The organism is Trinickia symbiotica, assembly GCF_003028655.1.
In the GTDB taxonomy this organism is placed as follows: domain Bacteria; phylum Pseudomonadota; class Gammaproteobacteria; order Burkholderiales; family Burkholderiaceae; genus Trinickia; species Trinickia symbiotica_A.
Genome location: NZ_PYUC01000001.1, coordinates 470,651 through 490,596, shown reverse-complemented (window position 1 = coordinate 490,596; position 19,946 = coordinate 470,651). Strand labels below are relative to the sequence as shown.

At 63.6% G+C, this 19,946-nt stretch carries 15 protein-coding genes; 9 read left to right on the top strand and 6 right to left on the bottom strand.

Annotated features, from left to right (window positions below):
* Positions 1–87 precede the first annotated feature (87 nt).
* The 3 genes from C9I57_RS02135 to C9I57_RS02125 are packed head-to-tail and all read left to right on the top strand — an operon-like array spanning position 88 to position 6,246.
* Complete coding sequence (locus C9I57_RS02135; protein ID WP_107148979.1) at positions 88–2,337, top strand: hypothetical protein; 2,250 nt, start codon at positions 88–90, stop codon at positions 2,335–2,337.
* Positions 2,330–3,796 carry a flippase gene (locus tag C9I57_RS02130; protein WP_107148978.1) on the top strand — a complete coding sequence of 489 codons (1,467 nt, stop codon included), beginning with the start codon at positions 2,330–2,332 and terminating at the stop codon, positions 3,794–3,796. The genes C9I57_RS02135 and C9I57_RS02130 overlap by 8 nt, the downstream gene beginning before the upstream one ends.
* Positions 3,793–6,246 carry a glycosyltransferase family 4 protein gene (locus C9I57_RS02125; RefSeq protein WP_107148977.1) on the top strand — a complete coding sequence of 818 codons (2,454 nt, stop codon included), beginning with the start codon at positions 3,793–3,795 and terminating at the stop codon, positions 6,244–6,246. Before C9I57_RS02130 ends, C9I57_RS02125 begins: the two co-directional genes overlap by 4 nt.
* An 8-nt stretch (positions 6,247–6,254) precedes the next feature.
* On the opposite strand, the gene C9I57_RS02120 is transcribed toward C9I57_RS02125, so the two are convergent.
* Complete coding sequence (locus C9I57_RS02120; RefSeq protein WP_258187454.1) at positions 6,255–7,460, bottom strand: acyltransferase family protein; 1,206 nt, start codon at positions 7,458–7,460, stop codon at positions 6,255–6,257.
* A gap of 250 nt (positions 7,461–7,710) precedes the next feature.
* On the opposite strand from C9I57_RS02120, the gene C9I57_RS32610 reads away from it, so the two are divergent.
* From C9I57_RS32610 to C9I57_RS02100, 5 genes are all read left to right on the top strand, one after another.
* Positions 7,711–7,872 (top strand): hypothetical protein, encoded by a 162-nt coding sequence (locus tag C9I57_RS32610; protein WP_181321715.1) that lies wholly within the window; start codon positions 7,711–7,713, stop codon positions 7,870–7,872.
* 78 nt (positions 7,873–7,950) lie between these two features.
* The gene (gene galU, locus C9I57_RS02115) at positions 7,951–8,832 is read left to right on the top strand and encodes a UTP--glucose-1-phosphate uridylyltransferase GalU (protein WP_107149249.1); all 882 of its coding nucleotides are present in this window, start codon (positions 7,951–7,953) and stop codon (positions 8,830–8,832) included.
* 273 nt (positions 8,833–9,105) lie between these two features.
* The gene (locus C9I57_RS02110; RefSeq protein ID WP_107148976.1) at positions 9,106–9,432 is read left to right on the top strand and encodes a hypothetical protein; all 327 of its coding nucleotides are present in this window, start codon (positions 9,106–9,108) and stop codon (positions 9,430–9,432) included.
* Between the two features lie 155 nt (positions 9,433–9,587).
* Complete coding sequence (locus tag C9I57_RS02105; RefSeq protein WP_107148975.1) at positions 9,588–11,696, top strand: phosphocholine-specific phospholipase C; 2,109 nt, start codon at positions 9,588–9,590, stop codon at positions 11,694–11,696.
* Positions 11,697–11,974: 278 nt separating this feature from the next.
* A complete protein-coding gene (locus tag C9I57_RS02100) occupies positions 11,975–12,421 on the top strand; it encodes an HU family DNA-binding protein (protein ID WP_107148974.1) in 447 nt (148 codons plus the stop codon).
* Positions 12,422–12,521: 100 nt separating this feature from the next.
* Here C9I57_RS02100 and C9I57_RS02095 read toward each other — a convergent pair whose 3' ends face one another.
* The 5 genes from C9I57_RS02095 to C9I57_RS02075 all read right to left on the bottom strand — a co-directional run bounded on the left by C9I57_RS02095 (position 12,522) and on the right by C9I57_RS02075 (position 19,515).
* Positions 12,522–13,988, bottom strand: coding sequence for a cytochrome-c peroxidase (locus C9I57_RS02095; RefSeq protein ID WP_440130168.1), 1,467 nt, complete (start codon positions 13,986–13,988; stop codon positions 12,522–12,524).
* 162 nt (positions 13,989–14,150) lie between these two features.
* Positions 14,151–15,839 (bottom strand): phospholipase C, encoded by a 1,689-nt coding sequence (locus C9I57_RS02090; protein WP_107148973.1) that lies wholly within the window; start codon positions 15,837–15,839, stop codon positions 14,151–14,153.
* 289 nt (positions 15,840–16,128) lie between these two features.
* Positions 16,129–17,310 carry a porin gene (locus C9I57_RS02085; RefSeq protein WP_107149247.1) on the bottom strand — a complete coding sequence of 394 codons (1,182 nt, stop codon included), beginning with the start codon at positions 17,308–17,310 and terminating at the stop codon, positions 16,129–16,131.
* 298 nt (positions 17,311–17,608) lie between these two features.
* Positions 17,609–18,529, bottom strand: a complete 921-nt coding sequence (locus C9I57_RS02080) for a YihY/virulence factor BrkB family protein (RefSeq protein WP_107148972.1) — start codon at positions 18,527–18,529, stop codon at positions 17,609–17,611.
* Between the two features lie 104 nt (positions 18,530–18,633).
* The gene (locus C9I57_RS02075) at positions 18,634–19,515 is read right to left on the bottom strand and encodes a LysR family transcriptional regulator (RefSeq protein WP_107148971.1); all 882 of its coding nucleotides are present in this window, start codon (positions 19,513–19,515) and stop codon (positions 18,634–18,636) included.
* Positions 19,516–19,607: 92 nt separating this feature from the next.
* Here C9I57_RS02075 and C9I57_RS02070 point away from each other — a divergent pair, with 92 nt between their 5' ends.
* A complete protein-coding gene (locus C9I57_RS02070; protein WP_146166161.1) occupies positions 19,608–19,844 on the top strand; it encodes a hypothetical protein in 237 nt (78 codons plus the stop codon).
* The last annotated feature ends 102 nt before the right edge of the window (positions 19,845–19,946 follow it).

Sequence of the window (19,946 nt, the reverse complement as noted above, 5' to 3'; positions counted from 1 at the left end):
TTACGGGCAATAGTTTCACCGTACGCTGAAGGCGGCTGAACGACGACAGATAAGGCGTTCGTAGACGGAGAGGGGGAATGGATGGGTATGTCGACTCGGCGAGCGATCCGTTGCGTTGTCATGAGCGTCGCGCTGCTCGCTGAATGCATATGGGCTCAGGCTCAGGACTCGCCGCGGCCTCTCGTTCGCGCGCCCGGCAGGCAGCTCACCGTCACCACGTCGTGGATCGGCAATACCTCGGGCTTCGGCCACGGTGAATGGACGCAGATCGACATCACATCGATCGCCGTCTCGCCCGATGGCCGAGTGTTCACGGATTCGCCGTGGGACGAGAGCGGTGCCGAAGCGAGCGTCTATCAGAACGGCCGGCGGCTCCAATTCGCGGGCGGCACGCACGGCTGGGGCAACGCGGGAGGCAACGCCGTTGCGATCAATAGCCGCTATGCGTTCGTTGCCGTCGCGCGAGGCAACGAGAACGGCAAGCTGGCGGCCGAAGGCGTCTGGCCGCCGAAAGGGAGGCAATGGTTTGGCATCACGCGCCGCGCGATCGGCGACGTCACGCGGGTCGAGCCGTTTCGCCAGGTGTCAGGCGCGGACCCGCACGCGGTGCTTGCATCGGCTTTTCTGCCCGTCAACGACGTGGCCGTCGGAACGGGCGGACGGATCGATGGAATGGCCGCGACCGATACGATGCTCTATGCGGCCACTGCGAAGCGCGACGCGATCGATGTGTTCGACGCCGAGTCGATGAAAAAAGTCGCGACGTGGCCCGTGCACGAGCCCGGGCGGATGTCGGCCGCACCCGACGGCACGCTATGGGTATTGACCGATACGGTGACCGGGACGTCCTCGAATCTCGCTCACTATGGCGCCGACGGCAAGAAGTTGCCCGACGTCGTGGCATTGCCGGAGGACACGCGAGCCGTCGACGTCACCGTCGACAAGAACGGGCGTTTGCTGATCGCGGACAACGGATGGCGTCAGCAGATCCTCATTTTTGCGGCCGCGAAGCCGGGCCGATATGAACTGAGCGGCACGTTCGGACAACGCAACGGAATCTGGGGCGGCGCGCCGAGCGAATCGGGGCGGCCCGGACCCTTGCGATTCAACGGACTGACGGGCGTCGGCGTCGACGCCGCGGGGAACATCTATGTCTCTATGAACGGCGTCGGACCGCATCTTGGCACCATCGGGGCCGGGCTCGGCGCATCGCTGCAGAGCTACTCGCCCGACGGCCGGCTGCGATGGGAGGTGGACGGGCTCTTGTTCGTCGATGGGGCATGCGCCGATCCGGGCCGGCGCGACAGTGTCTTCACGGGCAACAAGCGCTTCGTCCTCGATTTCTCTCAGCCGTCGGGCCACGAATGGAAATACGCTGGATTCCTCTCGAACCGGTTCAAGTATCCCGAGGATACGGTCTTCCATATGGATCAATGGCCGGGCACGCCTCTCGCGCGGCGCGTGAACGGCCGTACGTTCCTCTATCTGACCGATATGTACGCCGATCACTTGAAGATTTATCGCTTCGATCCGCCCCATGACGGCGAGACGGCCATTCCGTCGGGCTTCATCGCCGGGCGGGCCTCGGCGGTTCAATCCGTGCCGAATGCACCGCCGGGCGGGGAGTGGATCTGGCGCAACGAGAAGGGCGATGGGCAGTTCAATCCTGAGGAGTTCGAACGAAACACTAGCGGCGAAAAGCTCGCAGGCGGGTGGGGCTGGTGGATCGATACGAAGGGCGATATCTGGCGCGCCAACGATACGGCGATTCATCGCTTGCGCTTCGGCGGTATCGACTCGTCGGGGAATCCGGTCTACTCGTACGCGAAGATGGCGACGTTTCCGATTCCCGCGCCTTTCAGGTACGTCAAGCGAGCGATCTATGACGCCGGCGGCGATACGTTGTTCGTCACCGGCTATACCGCCGACGCGATGCCGGAAAGTAAGGATGTGCCGAAGGAAATCGGCCGTGTGCTCGCGCGCTACGACCACTGGTCGAGCGCGAAGCCGACGTTGCGGTATGCGACGAATCTGCTCTGGCAGCCGGGCGGGAACCCGCGCCGCACGCTCGTCAGCGTGACGGTCGAAGGCGATTATCTCTTCGCCGTCGAATTCATCGGGGCGGTGCACGTATTCGACAAGAACACGGGCGCCGAGGTCGGCGTCATCAACCCGGGCGCGGAGGTCGGCAATACCTCGGGTCACATCGACGTCGTCAATGCGATCACGGCGCATCGGCGCGAGAACGGCGAATACCTCGTATTCGTCGAGGAGGATGCGCGCGGCAAAGTCATGATGTACCGCTGGACGCCATCGCGGGTGAGCACCGATGGATAAGGGGATGCTCAGAAACGTCGCGATCAACTTCTTCGGGCTGATCCTGCCGACGTTCGTATCGCTGGTCACGGTGCCGAGCTATATCCGGCTGCTCGGCGTGGAGCGGTACGGCGTCGTGAGCCTCGTCTGGACGTTCATCGGCTATTTCGGCGTGCTCGACCTCGGCATGAGCATGGCTGCCCAGAATCACATCTCGAAGGCGCGCGCAGCCAACGATGGTGAGCATAGCGCGCTCGTTTTCTGGAGCGCGTTTTGGCTCAATCTCGTGACGGGTGTCGCGGGCGGACTGCTGATCTATGCGGGCGGGTTCGTCTACACGGCCTACTTCACGCATGCTGCCCCGCTGCTGCGTGAAGAGGTCTATCACGCGCTTCCCTGGCTTGCGCTCGCCATTCCCATCGCCAACGTCTCGTGGGTCTGCGCCGGCGCCATCAACGGGGCCGAGCGCTTCGGCGTCTACAACGCGAACCAGACGCTCGGGACGTTTCTCTTTCAGCTGTTGCCGCTCGGCGCGGCATGGCTCATCGCGCCGACGTTGCCGAGCGTGCTCGCGGCCGCCGTGCTCGCGCGCGCGATCGGAGCGGTGCTGCTCGCACGCGCCGGTATGCGCGTGCTCGGCATCGATCGCATCCTCATGCCGCGCTTGCGCGTGGCAAAGGACCTGTTTCGCTTCGGCGGGTGGATGCTCGTCGCGAGCGTCGCGATCATGATCGGCGATACGCTCGATCGCGTGTTGCTCGGCGCGGGGCTCGGCGCGCGCTTCGTGACCTACTACACGGTGCCGCAAAACCTCGTGACGCGGCTCAATATGCTGCCGAATGCGCTCGTGCGCACGCTGTTTCCGCGCTTGTCGGCGATCGAGCGCGATCACGCGGACGTGCTCGTGCGGCAGGCGCTCGAATTCCTCAACGGCGTCTTCACGCCGATCATGATCGTCGCCATGCTCGCGCTCGGACCGTTTCTCGACCTGTGGATCGGCAACGAGCTCGCGTCGGCCTCGGTCAACGTGGGGCGCGTCCTGATCGTGAGCGTGTGGCTCGTCGGACAGGCGGGCGTCACGCGGCTTTTGATCCAGTCGCAAATCGATCCGGCGCGCGCGGCGTGGATCGGCATCGTCGAGCTACCGTTTTTCGCGGGCGTCCTGATGCTCGGCATCACGCACTTCGGGCTGACCGGCGCCGCCGTCGTCGTCGTGATGCGCTCGCTCGTCGATTACGGCGTGCTGCTTCATTTGTCGTCGATACGTGCTCGCCCGATCGTGCTCGACATGCTCGGCCATCTGGCGTTTCTCGCTGTCAGCGCTTATTGCGCCCACGCCGTCACGAATCTCGCCGCGCTGGCGGTATTGGCCACGGGCCTGGCCTGCGCGAACGTCTCGTGGTCGATGACGACTTCGCCCGCCCTGCGCGGCATCGTCCGCAACCTGTTGCTGCGCCTCGATCCAAGGAGAAGCGCATGAGCGACGAAGCGCTGATCACGAGCGAGGCAGCTTCGCTCGTTTCCACCCCGATATCGTGGCGGACCGCTCCCGCGACGGCAGCGCGAACGCCGCGCGTGGCCATCGTTCACGACTGGCTCGTGACTTACGCGGGCGCCGAGCGCGTACTGGAGCAGATCATCGCCTGCTTTCCCGAGGCCGATCTGTTCAGCCTCATCGATTTTCTCGAGGATCGGACGTTCCTGCGCGGCAAACGTGCGACGACTTCGTTCATTCAGCATCTGCCGTTCGCGCGCACACGCTATCGCGCCTACCTGCCGCTGATGCCGCTCGCGATCGAGCAACTCGACGTGAGCGGATACGATCTCGTGATATCGAGCAGCCACGCCGTGGCGAAAGGGGTGTTGACGGGCCCGGATCAACTGCACGTCAGCTACGTTCATTCGCCGATTCGCTATGCGTGGGATCTCCAGCATCAGTACCTCGAGCAATCGCACCTTACGCGAGGTCTGCGCTCGGCGCTCGCGCGCGTCGTGCTTCATTACATTCGCAATTGGGATATCCGCACCGTCAACTCGGTCGACCACTTCGTCGCCAATTCGGAATTCATCGCGCGTCGAATCAAGAAGGTTTATCAGCGCGAGGCGCGTGTCGTGTTCCCGCCGGTCGACGTCGACGCATTTGCGCTCGGCGAGCAGAAGGAGGATTTCTATCTGACCGCTTCGCGACTGGTTCCGTACAAGAAGGTCGAGCTGATCGTCGAGGCGTTCGCGCGCATGCCGGAGAAGAAGCTCGTCGTAATCGGCGATGGGCCGCAGATGCATGCTGTGCGCGCGAAGGCGTCGGCCAACGTCGAAGTCATGGGCTATCAGCCGTTCTCGGTGCTGCACGAGTACATGCGCAGGGCCAAGGCGTTCGTCTTCGCGGCGGAAGAGGATTTCGGCATCGCCCCGGTCGAAGCACAGGCCTGCGGAACGCCCGTGATCGCGTACGGAAAGGGAGGCGCGCTCGAAACGGTGCGAGGCTTGTCACAATCGTCGCCTACGGGGCTCTTTTTCGACGAGCAGAGCGCCGCAGCCATCGTCGCCGCGGTCGGCGAATTCGAGCGAGAGGCGCGGCGGTTTTCAGCACGCGATTGTCGCGCGAATGCCGAGCGCTTCTCGGTCGCTCGTTTCCGCGAGCGGTTCCTCGCCTACTTGGACGAGGTGCGCCCGGGGACCTCCGCTCTCAGGGATAACGGTCGCGTCGAGACGGCGCCTGCCGTCGCGCCTCATGTCGTGAATCGCGCGGGCGGCCGCGTGCCCGCGCCGATCAAAGTGCTTGCGGTCGACCAGAGCGGCGTACTCGGCGGAGCGGAGCTGTCGCTGCTCGAACTCGGCCGCCATATGAGCGATAGCGTCGAAGTCGTCCTGTTCGACGACGGGCCGTTTCGCCTTGCGCTCGAGCACGCCGGCGTCTGGGTCGATGTGCTCGACGCGCCGCCGCTGCGCGGGATCACGAAGGGCGGCGGCCTGCCGAGGATGGCGTCGTTGCGCGGCATCGGGTTGCTCGTGCGCGAGACGGCACGTCGGGCGCGGCACTTCGACGTGATCTACGCCAACACGCAGCGGGCCATGGTGGTGAGCGCGCTCGCAGGCGCCATCGCGCGGCGGCCCGTCGTCTGGCACCTGCGCGATATCGTCAGCGCCGAGCACTTCGGGCGTTTTCAGCGGATGGCGATCAAATGGTGCGGCAAGTTCGGGCTCGATCACGTGATCGCGAATTCGGCCGCGTCCGCCAAGGCGTTCATCGATCTGACGGGCGTGCGAAAGGAGCGCGTCGACGTCGTCTTCAACGGCATATCGGAGACGCCGTTTCGCCGTTACGACAACGTGCCGAGGGACGTATTGCGGGAGCGCCTCGGATTGCCGCTCGATGCGTTCATCGTCGGCTCGTTCAGCCGCCTCGCGCATTGGAAGGGGCAGCATGTGCTGCTCGAGGCGGCGCTGCGCGATCCGGAGATGCATGTTGCGCTCGTTGGCGCGCCGCTCTTCGGCGAGCACGACTACGAGGCCTCGTTGAAGGCCTTCGCGCAAGTGCACGGCATGGCATCGCGTATCCATTTCCTCGGCTTTCGCGAAGATATACCGGCTTGCATGCGCGCCGTCGACATCGTCGCGCATACGTCCATCGCGCCCGAGCCGTTCGGCCGCGTCATCGTCGAAGGCATGCTGGCGAAGCGGCCCGTCGTCGGCATGCGGGCGGGCGGCGTGACCGAGATCGTCGAAGATGGAACGAGCGGCCTGCTTTGCGAACCCGGCGATGCGACCGCGCTGGCCGAAGTGCTCGCCCGGTTACGCACGGATGAAGGCCTTCGTGCGCGGCTGATCGAAAACGGCTACGAAGCCGCGCGGCGCCGGTTCGGCGATCAGGCGTACGCCGACGACGTGCGGCGCATTCTAGGTCGGACGGCGGCGCGCGAGAAGCCGTGAGCGACGGCTCAAGCGGCGCTGCGCGGCGCTCGCCGTTTGATGCTGGCTGACCAGCCGATGGCCGGCAATTCCACGCATTGATAGAAGAGATAAGCGGCAATGACGGCGACGGGCATGAAAGCGATCGACGGCCAGATCGAAGCCTGCAACGCCGAGCGGAAGAAGACGGCCTGCAGACAAATGAAGATGGGCAGGTGGATGGCATACAGCGAATAGCTGAATGCGCCGAGGCGAGCGAACGACTGCATGACGATGCCGGACGAAGCGCGCCGGTCGTCCGGTCTCAGGGCCGTGCGCAGGAGGCATGCGAAACCGATAGCCCAGAGCTGGAACGCGACGTACTGACTGACATTGAACGCCGCGCATCCCAGCACGGCGCCCGCGACCGCGGCGCCGCGCCAAACGAGGACGCCGCGCTTGCTGAGCGCCAAGGCTCCGGGCTGAGCGCGAATTTCGGCGAGATAGGCGCCGATCGCCCACGAGAACCAATACGAGGTGAAGAAGGAGATGAACTTCGGTTCGAGCAGCCAACCGGAAATGACGTTCAAGACGGCAATGCATCCGAGGACGATTGGCATGCCGAACCGTCGGCGCGCGGCGAAAAGAAGAGGGTAGACGGCGTAGAACTGAACTTCGATGGCGAGTGTCCAGAGCGCGCCGTTCGAACCGTAGGTATGGCCGAATACGCCCTGCAACGAGAAAAGATTGACGAGAAAGGCGCGCGGACCGTTATCGAGAATCTTGTGATTGACGGGCGGCAACCCGCGACTGATCGAATCGAGCGCGAGCGTCAAAAGCAATGCCGCGATCAGGACGGGATAGATGCGGGCGAAACGGCGTGCCCAGAAGATGCCGGCGTCGAGCCGGTAGAACGGGTCAGCCGCGAGCCGCAGTGCCGCATTGCGATGAATGCAATAGCCGCTGACGACGAAGAAGATCGATACGCCGGCCGAGCCGTAGGCGATCGGCAGCGTCAAATAACCGATCACGACGCTCGGGTCGAGCGAGAATCCCGCCAGCTCATGAAAGCGGTGCATGCCGATCCACGCAACCTGTCTGCAGTGAAAGTACGCGACGAGCAGCGCGGCGACGCCGCGCATCGCGTCGATGAAAGCTTCCTTGGAGGCAACGACTGACGGCGACACGCCGAGTAAGCCGGCCGCGGGGGCCGCCGGCGCGGCGCCGTCGACGGGGAGGGCGGGCGATTCGTTCATGCGTGAGCCTGTCGGAATGGTCGATTGATCGCGGCGGCACCGGCAAACACCGGTATCCCGCATTCAAATCGCATCGTAGGGTGAAAAAAATCGACCAAAACGGCTAGCTGGCGAACCGACCTGTCGAGCGCGATAGGGTCCACGCCTTCTGTCATTCGGTAAAAAACATCGGCCGCCCGGCGGCGGATTATTGTTCGGTTTTTTTGATGTTAGCTTGCACGGTATGACAGGTCGCCAAGGGAGGCGTCTCATGGACTTGCATTGGATAGCGGGGGGCGCCGTGCTGCTGATTCTCGTTGCCGTATCGGCCTACCGGGAGGCCGTCGAGCGCGATGAAGCGGCGCGCTTCTCGGCGGTTCGAGACAAGCGCCGGGACGCCCGCGGCAGCGAGGAGGCAGTCGAGCGCGTCTAGCTTTTTCTTTTGGATAGCTTTTTCTTTCGAATAGCTTAATAACGCTTCATATAAAGGACTGACAGAGAGGGGTTGATGATGTTGAAAGTCACCAAAGCGGTATTCCCGGTGGCTGGCTTGGGTACGCGGTTCTTGCCCGCTACGAAGGCGAGCCCCAAGGAGATGCTGCCAATCGTCGACAAGCCGCTCATCCAGTATGCGGTGGAGGAGGCAATCGAGGCCGGAATCACGGAGCTCATTTTCGTGACGGGCCGCAGCAAGCGCGCGATCGAGGATCATTTCGACACATCGTACGAGATCGAGGCGGAGCTCGAAGCGCGCGGCAAGGAAAAGCTGCTCGACCTCGTGCGCAACATCAAGCCGAGCCATGTCGACTGCTTCTACGTGCGTCAGCCGACCGCGCGCGGCTTGGGGCATGCGGTGCTGTGCGCCGAGAAGCTCGTGGCGGACCACCCGTTCGCCGTGATTCTCGCGGATGACTTGCTCTACTGCGAGCGGCCCGTCATGAAGCAGATGATCGACGTCTTCAACCACTATCACAGTTCGATCGTCGGCGTCGAAGCGATCGCGCGCGAGGACACGCGTTCGTATGGCGTGGTGGAAGGCCGCGAATGGGAGGAGGACATCTTCAAGCTGTCGGGCATCGTCGAAAAGCCGGCGCCGGACGATGCACCGTCGAACCTCGGCGTAGTCGGCCGCTATGTGCTGATGCCGAGCATCTTCGCGCACTTGCGCAAGCTCGAGCCCGGTACGCTCGGCGAGCTTCAGCTGACGGACGCCTTGCATTCGCTGCTGGCGGAGGAGCAAGTGCTGGCTTATCGGTACTACGGCACGCGCTACGATTGCGGCAGCAAGCTCGGCTATCTCAAGGCGACCGTCGAGTTCGCGCTGCGCCACCCCGAGATCGGCGACGCGTTCGATGCCTACCTGCGCGACTACGTGGCGCATCTCACCGTCTGATCGTCCGCCGGCCGCGCGTGTCGCCCAGGCACGCGCCTTCGCCTTCCTTGCGTTCATCCAAGCGTTCGTGCGGCGAGCGGGCCGCCGCGCGTGTCCCTGCTTCGGAATCGCTCTTCCAATGCGAGCGCGTTACGAGAAGTTACGCGTGATTCCGGCTCCGTAAGATCTTCATCTGTCCGACACGATTCGTTCCTATGCTGACCGCCATCCGGCTGTTGGCAGACATTGGCGTGCTCATGCGTGTCCGGCATTGAGCTCGGTCAGGGAGGAACGGTGTCGACGAACAAGTGGCGCGAAGGCGCGCTTTTGGGCAAACGTTTGTGGCTCGGCGCGTTTGTGAGGCGGTGGCGTGTGTTCCCGGTGTATGCCGCCATCGCATTGACGGCTTGCGGCAATCGCGGCGGCAGTGTGGCAGCGGAAACGGCGACGCAATCGTCCGAATCCACGCCTATGTTGCCCGGCGCGCGCGCCGGCCTGCTACAAGGTGCTGGCCAGGCGGCGAGCGGCTCGCTCGCTCAGGGCTTCGATACGACTCCCGGCCGCGAACAAACGCCCGCTTCGAACCCGTTGCTGCCGCCTGTCATGCATTCCGCCGATTGAGTTCGATCGCGGCATCGGAAAGACCGTTTCGAGCAATACCGTCGAGATTTCTCGTTGTCCTCGTTTTTTCAGCGTTTGTTGTCTGGCAGTACTCGCCGACGCGCTTCGTCCGCACGAGGCCGTCTCGTTCCACTTTCGCCCAAGACGAACCGAATATGACTTCGAAAAGCCGCCGTGACTTCCTGCGCGCTGCCGCCCAAGCGGCCGGCGCGGCCACCGCGATGGGCATCGTGCCCGCCGGTATTCGCAACGCCCTCGCGCTGCCCGCCAACGATGCGACGCGCAGCATCGAAGATATCGAGCACATCGTCATCCTGATGCAGGAGAACCGCTCGTTCGACCACTACTTCGGCACGCTGCGCGGCGTGCGCGGATACGGCGATCACCGCGCGATCACGCTGCCGAACGGCAATCCCGTCTGGTATCAGCCGCTTGCCGCCGACGCGGGTTACGTCCTGCCGTTTCACCCGAGCGCGCCGGACCTCGGCCGGCAGTTCCTGCAGGACCTGCCCCATGACTGGACGACGACGCATGCCGCGTGGAACGGCGGGCGCTACGATCAGTGGGTGCCGGCGAAAGGCACGACGACGATGGCCTACCTCACGCGGCAGGACATTCCGTTCCACTACCAGCTCGCCGATGCCTTCACGATCTGCGACGCCTACCACTGCTCGGGAATGACGCCGACCGATCCGAACCGCTACTACATGTGGACGGGCTGGGTCGGCAACGACGGCAACGGCGGCGGGCCCGTCATCGACAATGCCGAAGCGGGCTATTCATGGTCGACATATCCCGAAGTGCTGCAGGCAGCCGGCATCTCCTGGAAGGTGTATCAGGACATCGGCACGGGACTCGACGCCAACGGTTCGTGGGGCTGGACGCAGGACGCCTATATCGGCAACTACGGCGACAACTCGCTGCTCTACTTCGACCAATACCGCGGCGCTCAGCCCGGCAATCCGCTCTATGACCGCGCGCGCACCGGCACGAACGTGGCCGTGAGCGGCGACTATTTCGACGTGCTGAAGGCCGATGTGCAGAATGGGACGCTGCCGCAGGTTTCGTGGATCGTCGCGCCGGAGGCGTATTCCGAGCATCCGAACTGGCCGGCGAACTACGGCGCATGGTACGTGGACCAGGTCCTGCAGGTTCTCACGTCGAACCCGGCCGTGTGGAGCAAAACGGCGCTTCTCATCACTTACGACGAGAACGACGGCTTCTTCGACCATGTGGCGCCCCCGTTTGCGGCCTGGTCGACGACGTCGGGACGCTCGACGGTCGACACGGCGAACGAGTATTTCGCGGGTAACGGCACCTATGCGGCGGGACCGTACGGACTCGGCCCGCGCGTGCCGATGATCGTCGTTTCGCCGTGGTCGAAGGGCGGCTGGGTTTGCTCCGAGACGTTCGACCATACGTCGATCATCCGTTTCATCGAAAAGCGCTTTGGTCGCCACGGCAACCTGCGGGAGGCCAACATTACGCCATGGCGCCGTGCCGTCTGCGGCGACCTGACCCGCGCGTTCGACTTCGCGAATCCGAACGCCGCATTCCCGGTGCTGCCGGCGACGACGAGCTATGTGCCGCCCGATCGGCAGCGGCACCCCGACTATGTGCCCGTGCCTCCGCCCGCTCAGTCGATGCCGAGCCAGGAGCCGGGCGTGCGTCCGGCGCGCGCGCTGCCCTATGAGCTTTTCGTACGCGCGCACGCCGAGGCGGCAAACAGCACGCTGCGCCTCGAGTTCGTCAATACCGGCGAGGCGGGCGCCGCGTTGCTCGCCTATCAGCCCGCATCCGTCAATGCGCCGCGCTCGTACACCGTCGAGGCGAAAAAGCGGCTCACCGACGATTTGCCGCTCGGCGCGGATGGCAGCTACCGATACGTCGTGCATGGACCGAACGGCTTCGCGCGCGGTTTTGCGGGCAAAGCGGCGACGCTGCAGGTGTGGCACGCGGATACGGCCGTGCCCGAAGTGACGGAGTCCTACGACGTCGCGAACGGCAACATCGAGCTGCATCTGAAGAACGCCGGCACGTCGGCTTGCACGTTCAAGATCGCCAACGCTTACGACGGCGGCAGCGTCGCGCGCCAGGTGGCGGGTGGAAAAAGCGTGGACCTGTACGTCGATTTGCGCGCGTTCCATGGCTGGTACGACCTGACGGTGACGGTCGATACCGATGCATCGTTCGCCAGAACGCTGGCCGGTCACGTCGAAACCGGCCACAGCAGCATGAGCGATCCGGCGTTGGGCGCGTCGTGATCGCCGGGTAGTTCATCGTCGAAGCACAGGGCTCGCCCTATGAGGGCGAACCCTGTACCCCCGCGGCTTTTTGCTTCCGACGTACCCGTTTCTGCCTGTTCGAAGCGGCGCCACGAGTGCCGATAGTCTGACGGACGCAACGTTTTTCGGCCGGTGCAGCGGCTCGCGCGCATAAAAAGATGCATTAAGCCGCGCGGCGCTTGTAGAATCCGGCGTTGAAGCGGCGCGCTACCTTGGCGCGCGCTTCCTGCGTTCAACGACCAACAGGTAGGAGAAACATGTCGACTTCCGCAAAGAAGGTTGCGAAAAAGGCTGCGGCCGCACCGGCCAAGAAAGCAGCTGTCAAGAAAGTGCCCGCAAAGAAGGTCGCGGCTAAGAAGGTCGCCGTGAAGGCGTCCGGCGCACCCGCGCCGATCAAGGACACCTTCACGAAGGCCTCGCTGGCTGCCCACCTTGCCGAGCGTGCCGCTGTCGAGCCGAAATCGGTCAAGGCCGTCCTCTCGGCACTCGAGGACACGATCCTCGGCTCCGTGCACAAGAAGGGCGCCGGCGAGTTCACGCTCTCTGGCCTTCTGAAGATCGTCGTGCAGGCGGTTCCGGCGAAGAAGAAGCGCTTCGGCAAGGATCCGTTCACGGGCGAAGAGCGCTGGTTCCCGGCGAAGCCGGCCACCGTGCGCATCAAGGCACGCGCGCTCAAGAAGCTGAAGGATGCCGCCTCCGCCTGACCGAGTTCAGTCGGGCGGTTCGACGAGCGAATCACGCTTCGTTGCAAAAACCCCGTGAGGTAGAGAGCTTTCGAGCTCCCGCGCCTCGCGGGGTTTTCTTTTATTGCGGACTGTACCCGTCGCTCAAAGTCTTCAGGAACGCGATCAGATCGGCGATGTCGTCTTTCGACATGGCAGGCTCGTCGCCGCGCTTTCGATCGAATGGTGCGTCTTGCTTGTCGATGTTCGCGTGGTACTTCGCGGGCAGGTCGTCGTATTGCATGATGCGGCCATGCGCGTCGCGCGGATAGATCTTCGCGGGATCGACGTCGCGCAGATTATAGAAGTCGATGACTTCCTCGAGCGTGCGATAGACGCCGTTATGAAAAAACGCCTCACGTGTGGCGGCGTTACGCAGCGTCGGCGTGAGGAACATCCCGCAGTACTGCGTTTGCGTCGCGAGATCGCTGCGATAGGGGCCGCAAACACCCATATCGAAGTAGCGCGGATTGCGATTGGCCGCGATGCGCCGGTTGCGCGGCACGCCGAGCGCTTCGTATTGATAATCGGTGAACATCGGCGGTAGACCGTCCTTGCTCGGTTGCGAGAGATGGCATCCCGCGCAGTTCGCCTTTTTCGAATCGTTGAAGATCCGCAATCCCTGCAGTTCGGCCGGCGTCAAACGCGCTTTGCCCTCGAGCCAGTAATCGTATTTGCTCGTGTACGGATGGAACGACGGTTCTTCGACCTGATAGCGAGCCACCGCGAAGAGCGCCTCAGACAGCAACAGCCGGCGGTTCTTGAAAATTCCTGGCCCAAAAAGCTGCTCGAATTGGGCTCGATAGGGGCTTCGTTCGATCTTCTCGGCCGCTTCGTCGATGCTTCCGTTCGCCATCTCGGCGTGATCGAGCAACGGACCATAAGCTTGCGATTGGAGCGTGTCGGCGCGTCCGTCCCAAAAGAGGCCGCCTTGCGGCACGAGTGCAGGTGCGGCGGGCGCGACGCCGGCGGTTTTCTGCGCGCGGACCGCGCCTGACACTTGGGCCGCTGCCTGCGTGAGATCGACGGGCGCGTCGGCATCGGCCTGATCCGGGCCGATGCTGAAATTCGGCTGGCGATAGAGGTACATCAGCGACGGCGGCGTTCGCACGCCCTGCAATTTCAACGAAGGACCGCCGAGCTGGACCGACAGCGCATTCGGCGGACCGTAGGCGCGTTGCGGGCTATGACATGACGCGCACGAGATCTTGCCCGAGGCCGATAACGAGGGATCGTAGAAAATCAGTTTGCCTAGTTGCGCCATTGCGCTCAGCGGCGCTACGGCCGGGCGTTGCAGGTGGACCGGATGCGGGTTCCATCCGTCGTGCCCGAGGCCGTCATCGGCCGGCATCGCCGCGTCCCTGGCTGCGGCGTTTTGCGGTGGGTCTTGTTGCGCTTCTGTTTGCGCATGCGCATGCATCGCCACGCCCGCGCCGATTCCGACGGCGGCGAGGATGAGCGCGACAGTCGCGCAGGCGCGCACGAGCGACGCGCGCGGCCGCGTTACGCGCGGTCGGTTAGCGGTCCAATTGGATTTGGGCGAGTGCATCGTTGGTAAGAGTAGGGTGGCGATCGATCGACCTGACTGAGCGAGCGATAGGATCGGCCCGCCGGGATCGATCGATAAAAACGGCCACAGCCCGGCAAAAGCCGGGCTGTAGTGCGCTAGCCGTCTAGCGGAACAACTGCATCAGTGCCTTGGCACCGCGCTTCAGATCCCGGCTTCCGAATCGACGGGCACGCCCGTGTTCGGATCGAGATAGAGCTTGGCCGACTCGCCATGCTCTTCGTCGCGGCGATTGAAGTCGAACATGCCCATGACGCTGCCGGCGCGAGCGTCGAACGAGCCGCCGCCGATGCGCTCGCCGTCGAGCCAGTTGTCCTCGATGAAGCGAACGACGGACGACTGATCGATGAGCGTATGGTCGATGTGGTTGCGCTTCGCCCACGGCGAAATCACGAGGAACGGGATGCGCGTGCCCGGACCGCAACGGCCGTTGACGGGCTTGCCGTTCAGGCCGGCCGGCGCCGTACCCGAGCCGCAGATGCCGTTGCCGTTGAGCTGGTCGGCGACGGAATCGAACGAAGCGCTCGTCGGCAACGCATAGGCGTGGTCGTACCAACCGTCGGAGTCATCCCAGGTCACGATGACGGCCGTATCGCGCCATTCCCGTTGCTGTTGCAGGAAGTTGAGAACCTTGACGACGAAGGCCTGCTCGTCGAGCGGATCGGAGTAGCCCGCATGGCCGTCCTGATAGGCGGGCGCCTTCAGGAAGCTGACCGACGGAAAATTCCCGGCGCGCACGGCGGCGAAGAAGTCATCGATGTCGTACTGGTGATTGGCCGGGTCGAGCGTCTTGCTGTGCGGGTCATAGGTATGGCCGATGGCCTTCACCGAGCTCGGACGCAAGTGCTGCGGGTTCGACGTCGACGCGTAGTACTGGAACCAGTTGTGGTGCGGAATGTAGTCGGACGTTGCCGAGCCGACCACCGTCGAGAACGTGCTGCGCTGGCAGTTCGTCGTGCCGTTGGCGTTCGTCGTCTGCAGGTTGAAGCCGCCCATGAACCCGCCCCACGAGATGTCGCGCGCGTTCAGCAAATCGCCGATGTTCTTGCCGGTCATCAAGGCCTGGTCAGTCTTGCTCGAGCAGACGTCGTAGGCGGGATCGACGTCGTTGATCATCGTGAAGCCGCCCTGGCCGTCGTTGACGTAGTAGGAGCCAGGCGCCGACGGTTTCTTCGTCGTCAAGATGGGCTTCATGCCGTTCGTCTGTCCCGCGATGACCTCGAGCGCGCCGGGCGTCGACGGACCGTAGGTCGACGTGTAGGCGTTGTCGCTCATCGCATAGTGCTGCGCGTAATTCCAGAGCGCGGTCACGGTGTTGCCGTCGTAGTAGCCCATGACCTGACCGCTCGTGCCGAATGCGCCGGCTCCGCCGCTCGAGCCGCGGCCCGTGTATTTCGGAAAGAGGTCGGCCGCGCCGTTGTCGTTTGCTTGCTCTTCGGCCGTATAGGCGTGGTTCTGGTCAGCCGTGGCCGCTTGCGAACGGTCGAGGCGGAACGGGTTCGTCGCACCGATGCCGTTGGCCGGATTCGTCGCGTTCGGGTTGTCCGTCAACAATGCGCCGGAGAGACCATTGCCGCTCGGCGTGCCGGCGGCGGCCGTGAAAGTCGGCTCTCCGGTCGGGTTGGCCGCCTGCGGGTACGTCGCGAAGTAGTGGTCGTACGAGACGTTCTCGTTGAAGATCACGACAAGGTGCTTGATGGGCGTTGCCGTACGGACCGCTTCCGCATGCGAATCCGAATGGCCGTTGTCGTGGTCGTCGCTCGCGCTCCACGCAACGGTGGACGCGAGCGCGATGGCCGAAAGAGAAAGAAGAGCAATCTGACGCCGAAGCATTGGGGGGCTCCTGGTTATTGGTAACCGCGGCGCCCGCGCGAGACAGATCGACCCCGCATGAACGGATCTCGATCTGACGAAGGAGGGCTATGCGGTGGAGGGTGTGAAGCGCACGTATTCCATCATGCGTAGATGAACGCTAAGGGAAGGAAAGCTTTCTGTTCGTTTACGAGGCGTGCGCCGGGCAACGGAGCGCGTCGATGACCGCAAAAAAAACCAGCCGAAGGACTGGCCTTCGGCTGGCTCGGTGCTGCTTTCGAAGCGTTGCTTCGGACTGCTTAGCGCATCGTCAGAACTTGTGGCGCAGGCCCAGGCTGACGAGGGTTTGGTTCGACGTGCCGGCGTAGCCGTATGAGCCGACCGATGCTTGAGCTGCCACCTTGCCGCCCGCGCCGTCGCCCGTATCGCCGCTTGCATGTTGCCACGCGCCGACCAGATACACGTCCGTGCGCTTCGACAGGTTATAGTCGGCGCCGGCGGAAACTTGGTGATACGTCGCCGACGTGTCGCCGCTCGACTTCGTGTAGCTATAGCCGAGGCCCAAGAGCAGTGCCGGCGTTGCCTGGTAGTTCAGGAAGCCTTGGCCCGTGTTGTACTTCTCGGTCGAATGGAACGCGGAGAATCCATCAGCCTTGTACTGCGCGTTGCTGTAGCCCGCGCCGAACGTGAAGGCGCCCAACGTGTACTGCGCAGCCACTCGAGCGATGCCGATCGACTTCGCCGTGGCATAACCGCTGTTGACCGGGCCGTCGAACGTGCCGTCAGACGTCGACGATACCGCTGCGGACGATCCCGTCGACGTCCACGTATTGCGCGCCGGGCTGTTCGCGTTGTCGGTCAGCAAATAGCCGGCCGCAACGCCAATCGGGCCGTTGTTGTAAGCTGCCGCAAACGACCAGGTTTGGCCACTGCTCGTCTTGCCGGCCACGCCGCCAAACGCGTACAAAGCTTCGACCTGGAAGCCGGCATACGTCGGCGACGTGTACTTGATCGCGTTGTTGACGCGGAAGCTGTTGTCGTAGTTGTCGACGTCACCGGCCGTAGCAAAGACGCTGCCGAAGTAGTTGTCGGCGGTGATACCTTGCACGAGGTCGATGAGCGGATCGTACTGACGGCCGAGCGTCACCGTACCGAACTGGTTGCTCTGCAGGCCGACGAAGGCTTGACGGCCGAATTCGCGCTGACCTTGACCGAGCTTGCCGTTGCCCGGATCGAAGCCGTTTTCCAACTGGAAGATCGTGGCGAGGCCGCCACCGAGATCTTCCTGGCCCTTCAAGCCCCAGCGCGTCCCCGACAGGTCACCCGAGTTGCTGTTGCTGACGGACCACTGATTCTTGCCGCCGTCGGCATGGTTCACATACGTGATCGACGTATCAATGATGCCGTACAGCGTCACGCTGCTTTGCGCGTGCGCCACTCCAGCTGCACCGATAAGCGCGAGCGAGAGGCTCGACAAAGCGATTTTTTTCATCATTTCTCCACGCGGATGAGTTATGAGTTTGTTGCGGAACGCAGAATAGCTCAACGCCTCGGAGACGACGAACGGAAAAAATAAAGTGTCTCGAAAACGTAACAACGCGTTGTGCGGCGCTGGACAACGGTCTCCCCGTTATCTCGATCGAAGGTGGCCTGAGCCGATGGCTCGTTTTATTTCATATTCGGAAATAGCTAATTAGCCGCCCTGCAATAATTCATTCTTTGCATCTCTTTTGGGCTTGATGTCCCATGCAGGTGCGCGCCGACCGCTGAATGAGCAATGAACTGACGATTCAATGCGCCGAATGCGAGCCGCCGTGCGCGGGTTCGGTGCGTGCCGTGGAGATGCGACGCGTTCGCCCGCGGGCCGCGGCGTATTCCGCTCCGAAAAGCAGCACCGCCGCCGAAAAGTAAAGCCACATCAACAGCACGGCCAGCGAGCCGGCCGCCCCGAACGCGTTGGCCATGCCGGCATGGGCGAGATAAAGCGCGAAGACCTTCTTGCCGCCGGAAAAAAGCACGGCCGCGAGGATTCCTCCGATGATCGCATCGCGCCAGGCGACATAGGCGTCGGGCAGGAACTTGAGCAGCGCGGCGAACGACAGCGAGAGTACGCCGAGGCCGAACGCGAGTTGCAGCGCGTCTCCGACGATCACATAAGTTGAGTTCCCCCAAAGCCATGTCCCGATGTAGGTGATGAACGTATCGAGCACGAGCGAGACGATGGCGAGAAACGCCACACCGAGCACGAGACCGAAAGAGATGAGGCGAATCTTGACGAGCATGAGTACGCTTGCGAAGCGGCCGCCCCCGCTTTGCGGCCATATGATGGAGAGCGCGGTGTTGAGCGAGGCGAACGTGGCGGAGGCGCCGAACGCCAACGCGATGAAAGAGACGAATGCGGCGAAGCCCCCCGTGTCGCTATGCTTGCGCGAGTTGATGACGATCATCTGAATGGCGGCGGCCGCCTGATCGCCGATCAGCTGGTGCGCATCCTGGTAAATCTGTCCTCGTATCGCGTCCGTTCCGAAAAACCACCCGGCGACGGCGATGACCATCACGAGCATTGGCGCCAGCGAGAACGCGGAATAAAAGGCGATGCCCGCCGCCATCGTCGAGCAGCGATGTTGACCGAAACGCATAACGGCATCCACGAAGCGCGCGCCTTCGCGACGCGTCGCAGTGAAGACGGTTCGCAGCGCGATGGCAGACATCTATCGCCTCCAAACCCATGCTCGGTTGCGTCGATGAGGGAGATGCAGAAGACGTGCCTGTTTGGGCTGCCACGCCGTTTAATCTGGTGGCGCGTCGGCGCCGTTCAGGTCTCGATCCCTTTCGTTGCGTCGCGCACGAAGGAGACGAAGCGGGAGGTCACGGCGTCCTCCCGTGCCGAGGGCCACGCGAGCCCGACGCGCCATGTCGCCGGCCTGCCACGCAGCGGCAGAATCGTCGCGTCGCGCAGCAGATGTTGCGCGCGCGAAGGAACGAATGCGATGCCGACCCCGGCCGCGACCGACGTCAGTACTGATTGAATATCCTCGGCTTGCTGCGTGACGTTCGGCACGAAGCGGTGCTCGCCGCACCAGCGATCGATCTGCGCGGCGAGTCCCGGGCCGCGCGAACGCGACAGTGCGATGAAGCCGATCTCATTGAGCGCGCCGAGGTCCGACGGCAGCCGCTTGTAGCGAAGCTGTGGAGGCAAGGCCAAGGCGAGCGATTCGTCCATCACCTTGAACGACGAAAGCCCCTCTCCGACCGGCAGGCGCAAGAAGCCCGCGTCGAGCTTGCGCGCAAGGAGCCGGCGCGTCTGCTCGGCCGACGAGAGATCGCTGAGCGTAATTGCAACGCCTGGATGTTGACGACGGAAATCGGAGATGAGCTTCGGCACGAGCGTGAGCACGGAGATGCAGATGCCGACGCGCAGATGGCCGCGCCGGCCGCTGCTCGCTTCGCGGGCTCGCACGAGCACTTCATCCGCGTCGTGAACGAGCGCCTGCGCATCGGGCAGAAATTCCTCGCCGAACGGCGTCAGCTCGGCGCCGTGCCGTCCCCGTTCGAAAAGCTTGCCGCCGAGGCTCGCCTCGAGCGCGCCGATCTGCTTGCTGAGCGCCGGCTGGCTCATATGGAGCGCATCGGCGGCGCGACTGAAATGGCGCAGCTCGGCCACGGTCAGGAACGTCTTCAGCAGTCGGATTTCCATTCTATGCGGTGATCGAAACGGTAGAAACATTCATTTTACTTATCGATCGCCGCGACGTTCAATGACTGCATGCAGTCTCACGGACCCGCGAAATGTCTTCTCGAACGATTCTCGATGCGGCAGCAGGGGCCGGTGCGGTCATGGAGCCGACAGCCGAAAGCGGCGACGCCGCACCTCCCCGCGACGACCGCGTCGATTCGCGCCGCGACTCGACGCGCCGGCGCGACTACGCGCAGCTCGCGGGGCAGGCGCAATCCGATACACGCCGGGCAATGGGCTCCATCGCAGTGAGCTTTGCTGTCGTCAGTCGTAGCCGATGGCCGCGTTGAAGCCGGCCGCGCGGACTCGTCGTCTGAGCCGCACATTCGGGCGGCAGCGGCAATCTAGAAAACGCCGGTGGCCGGCGCGACATCGCTCGGCGAGGTACTGAA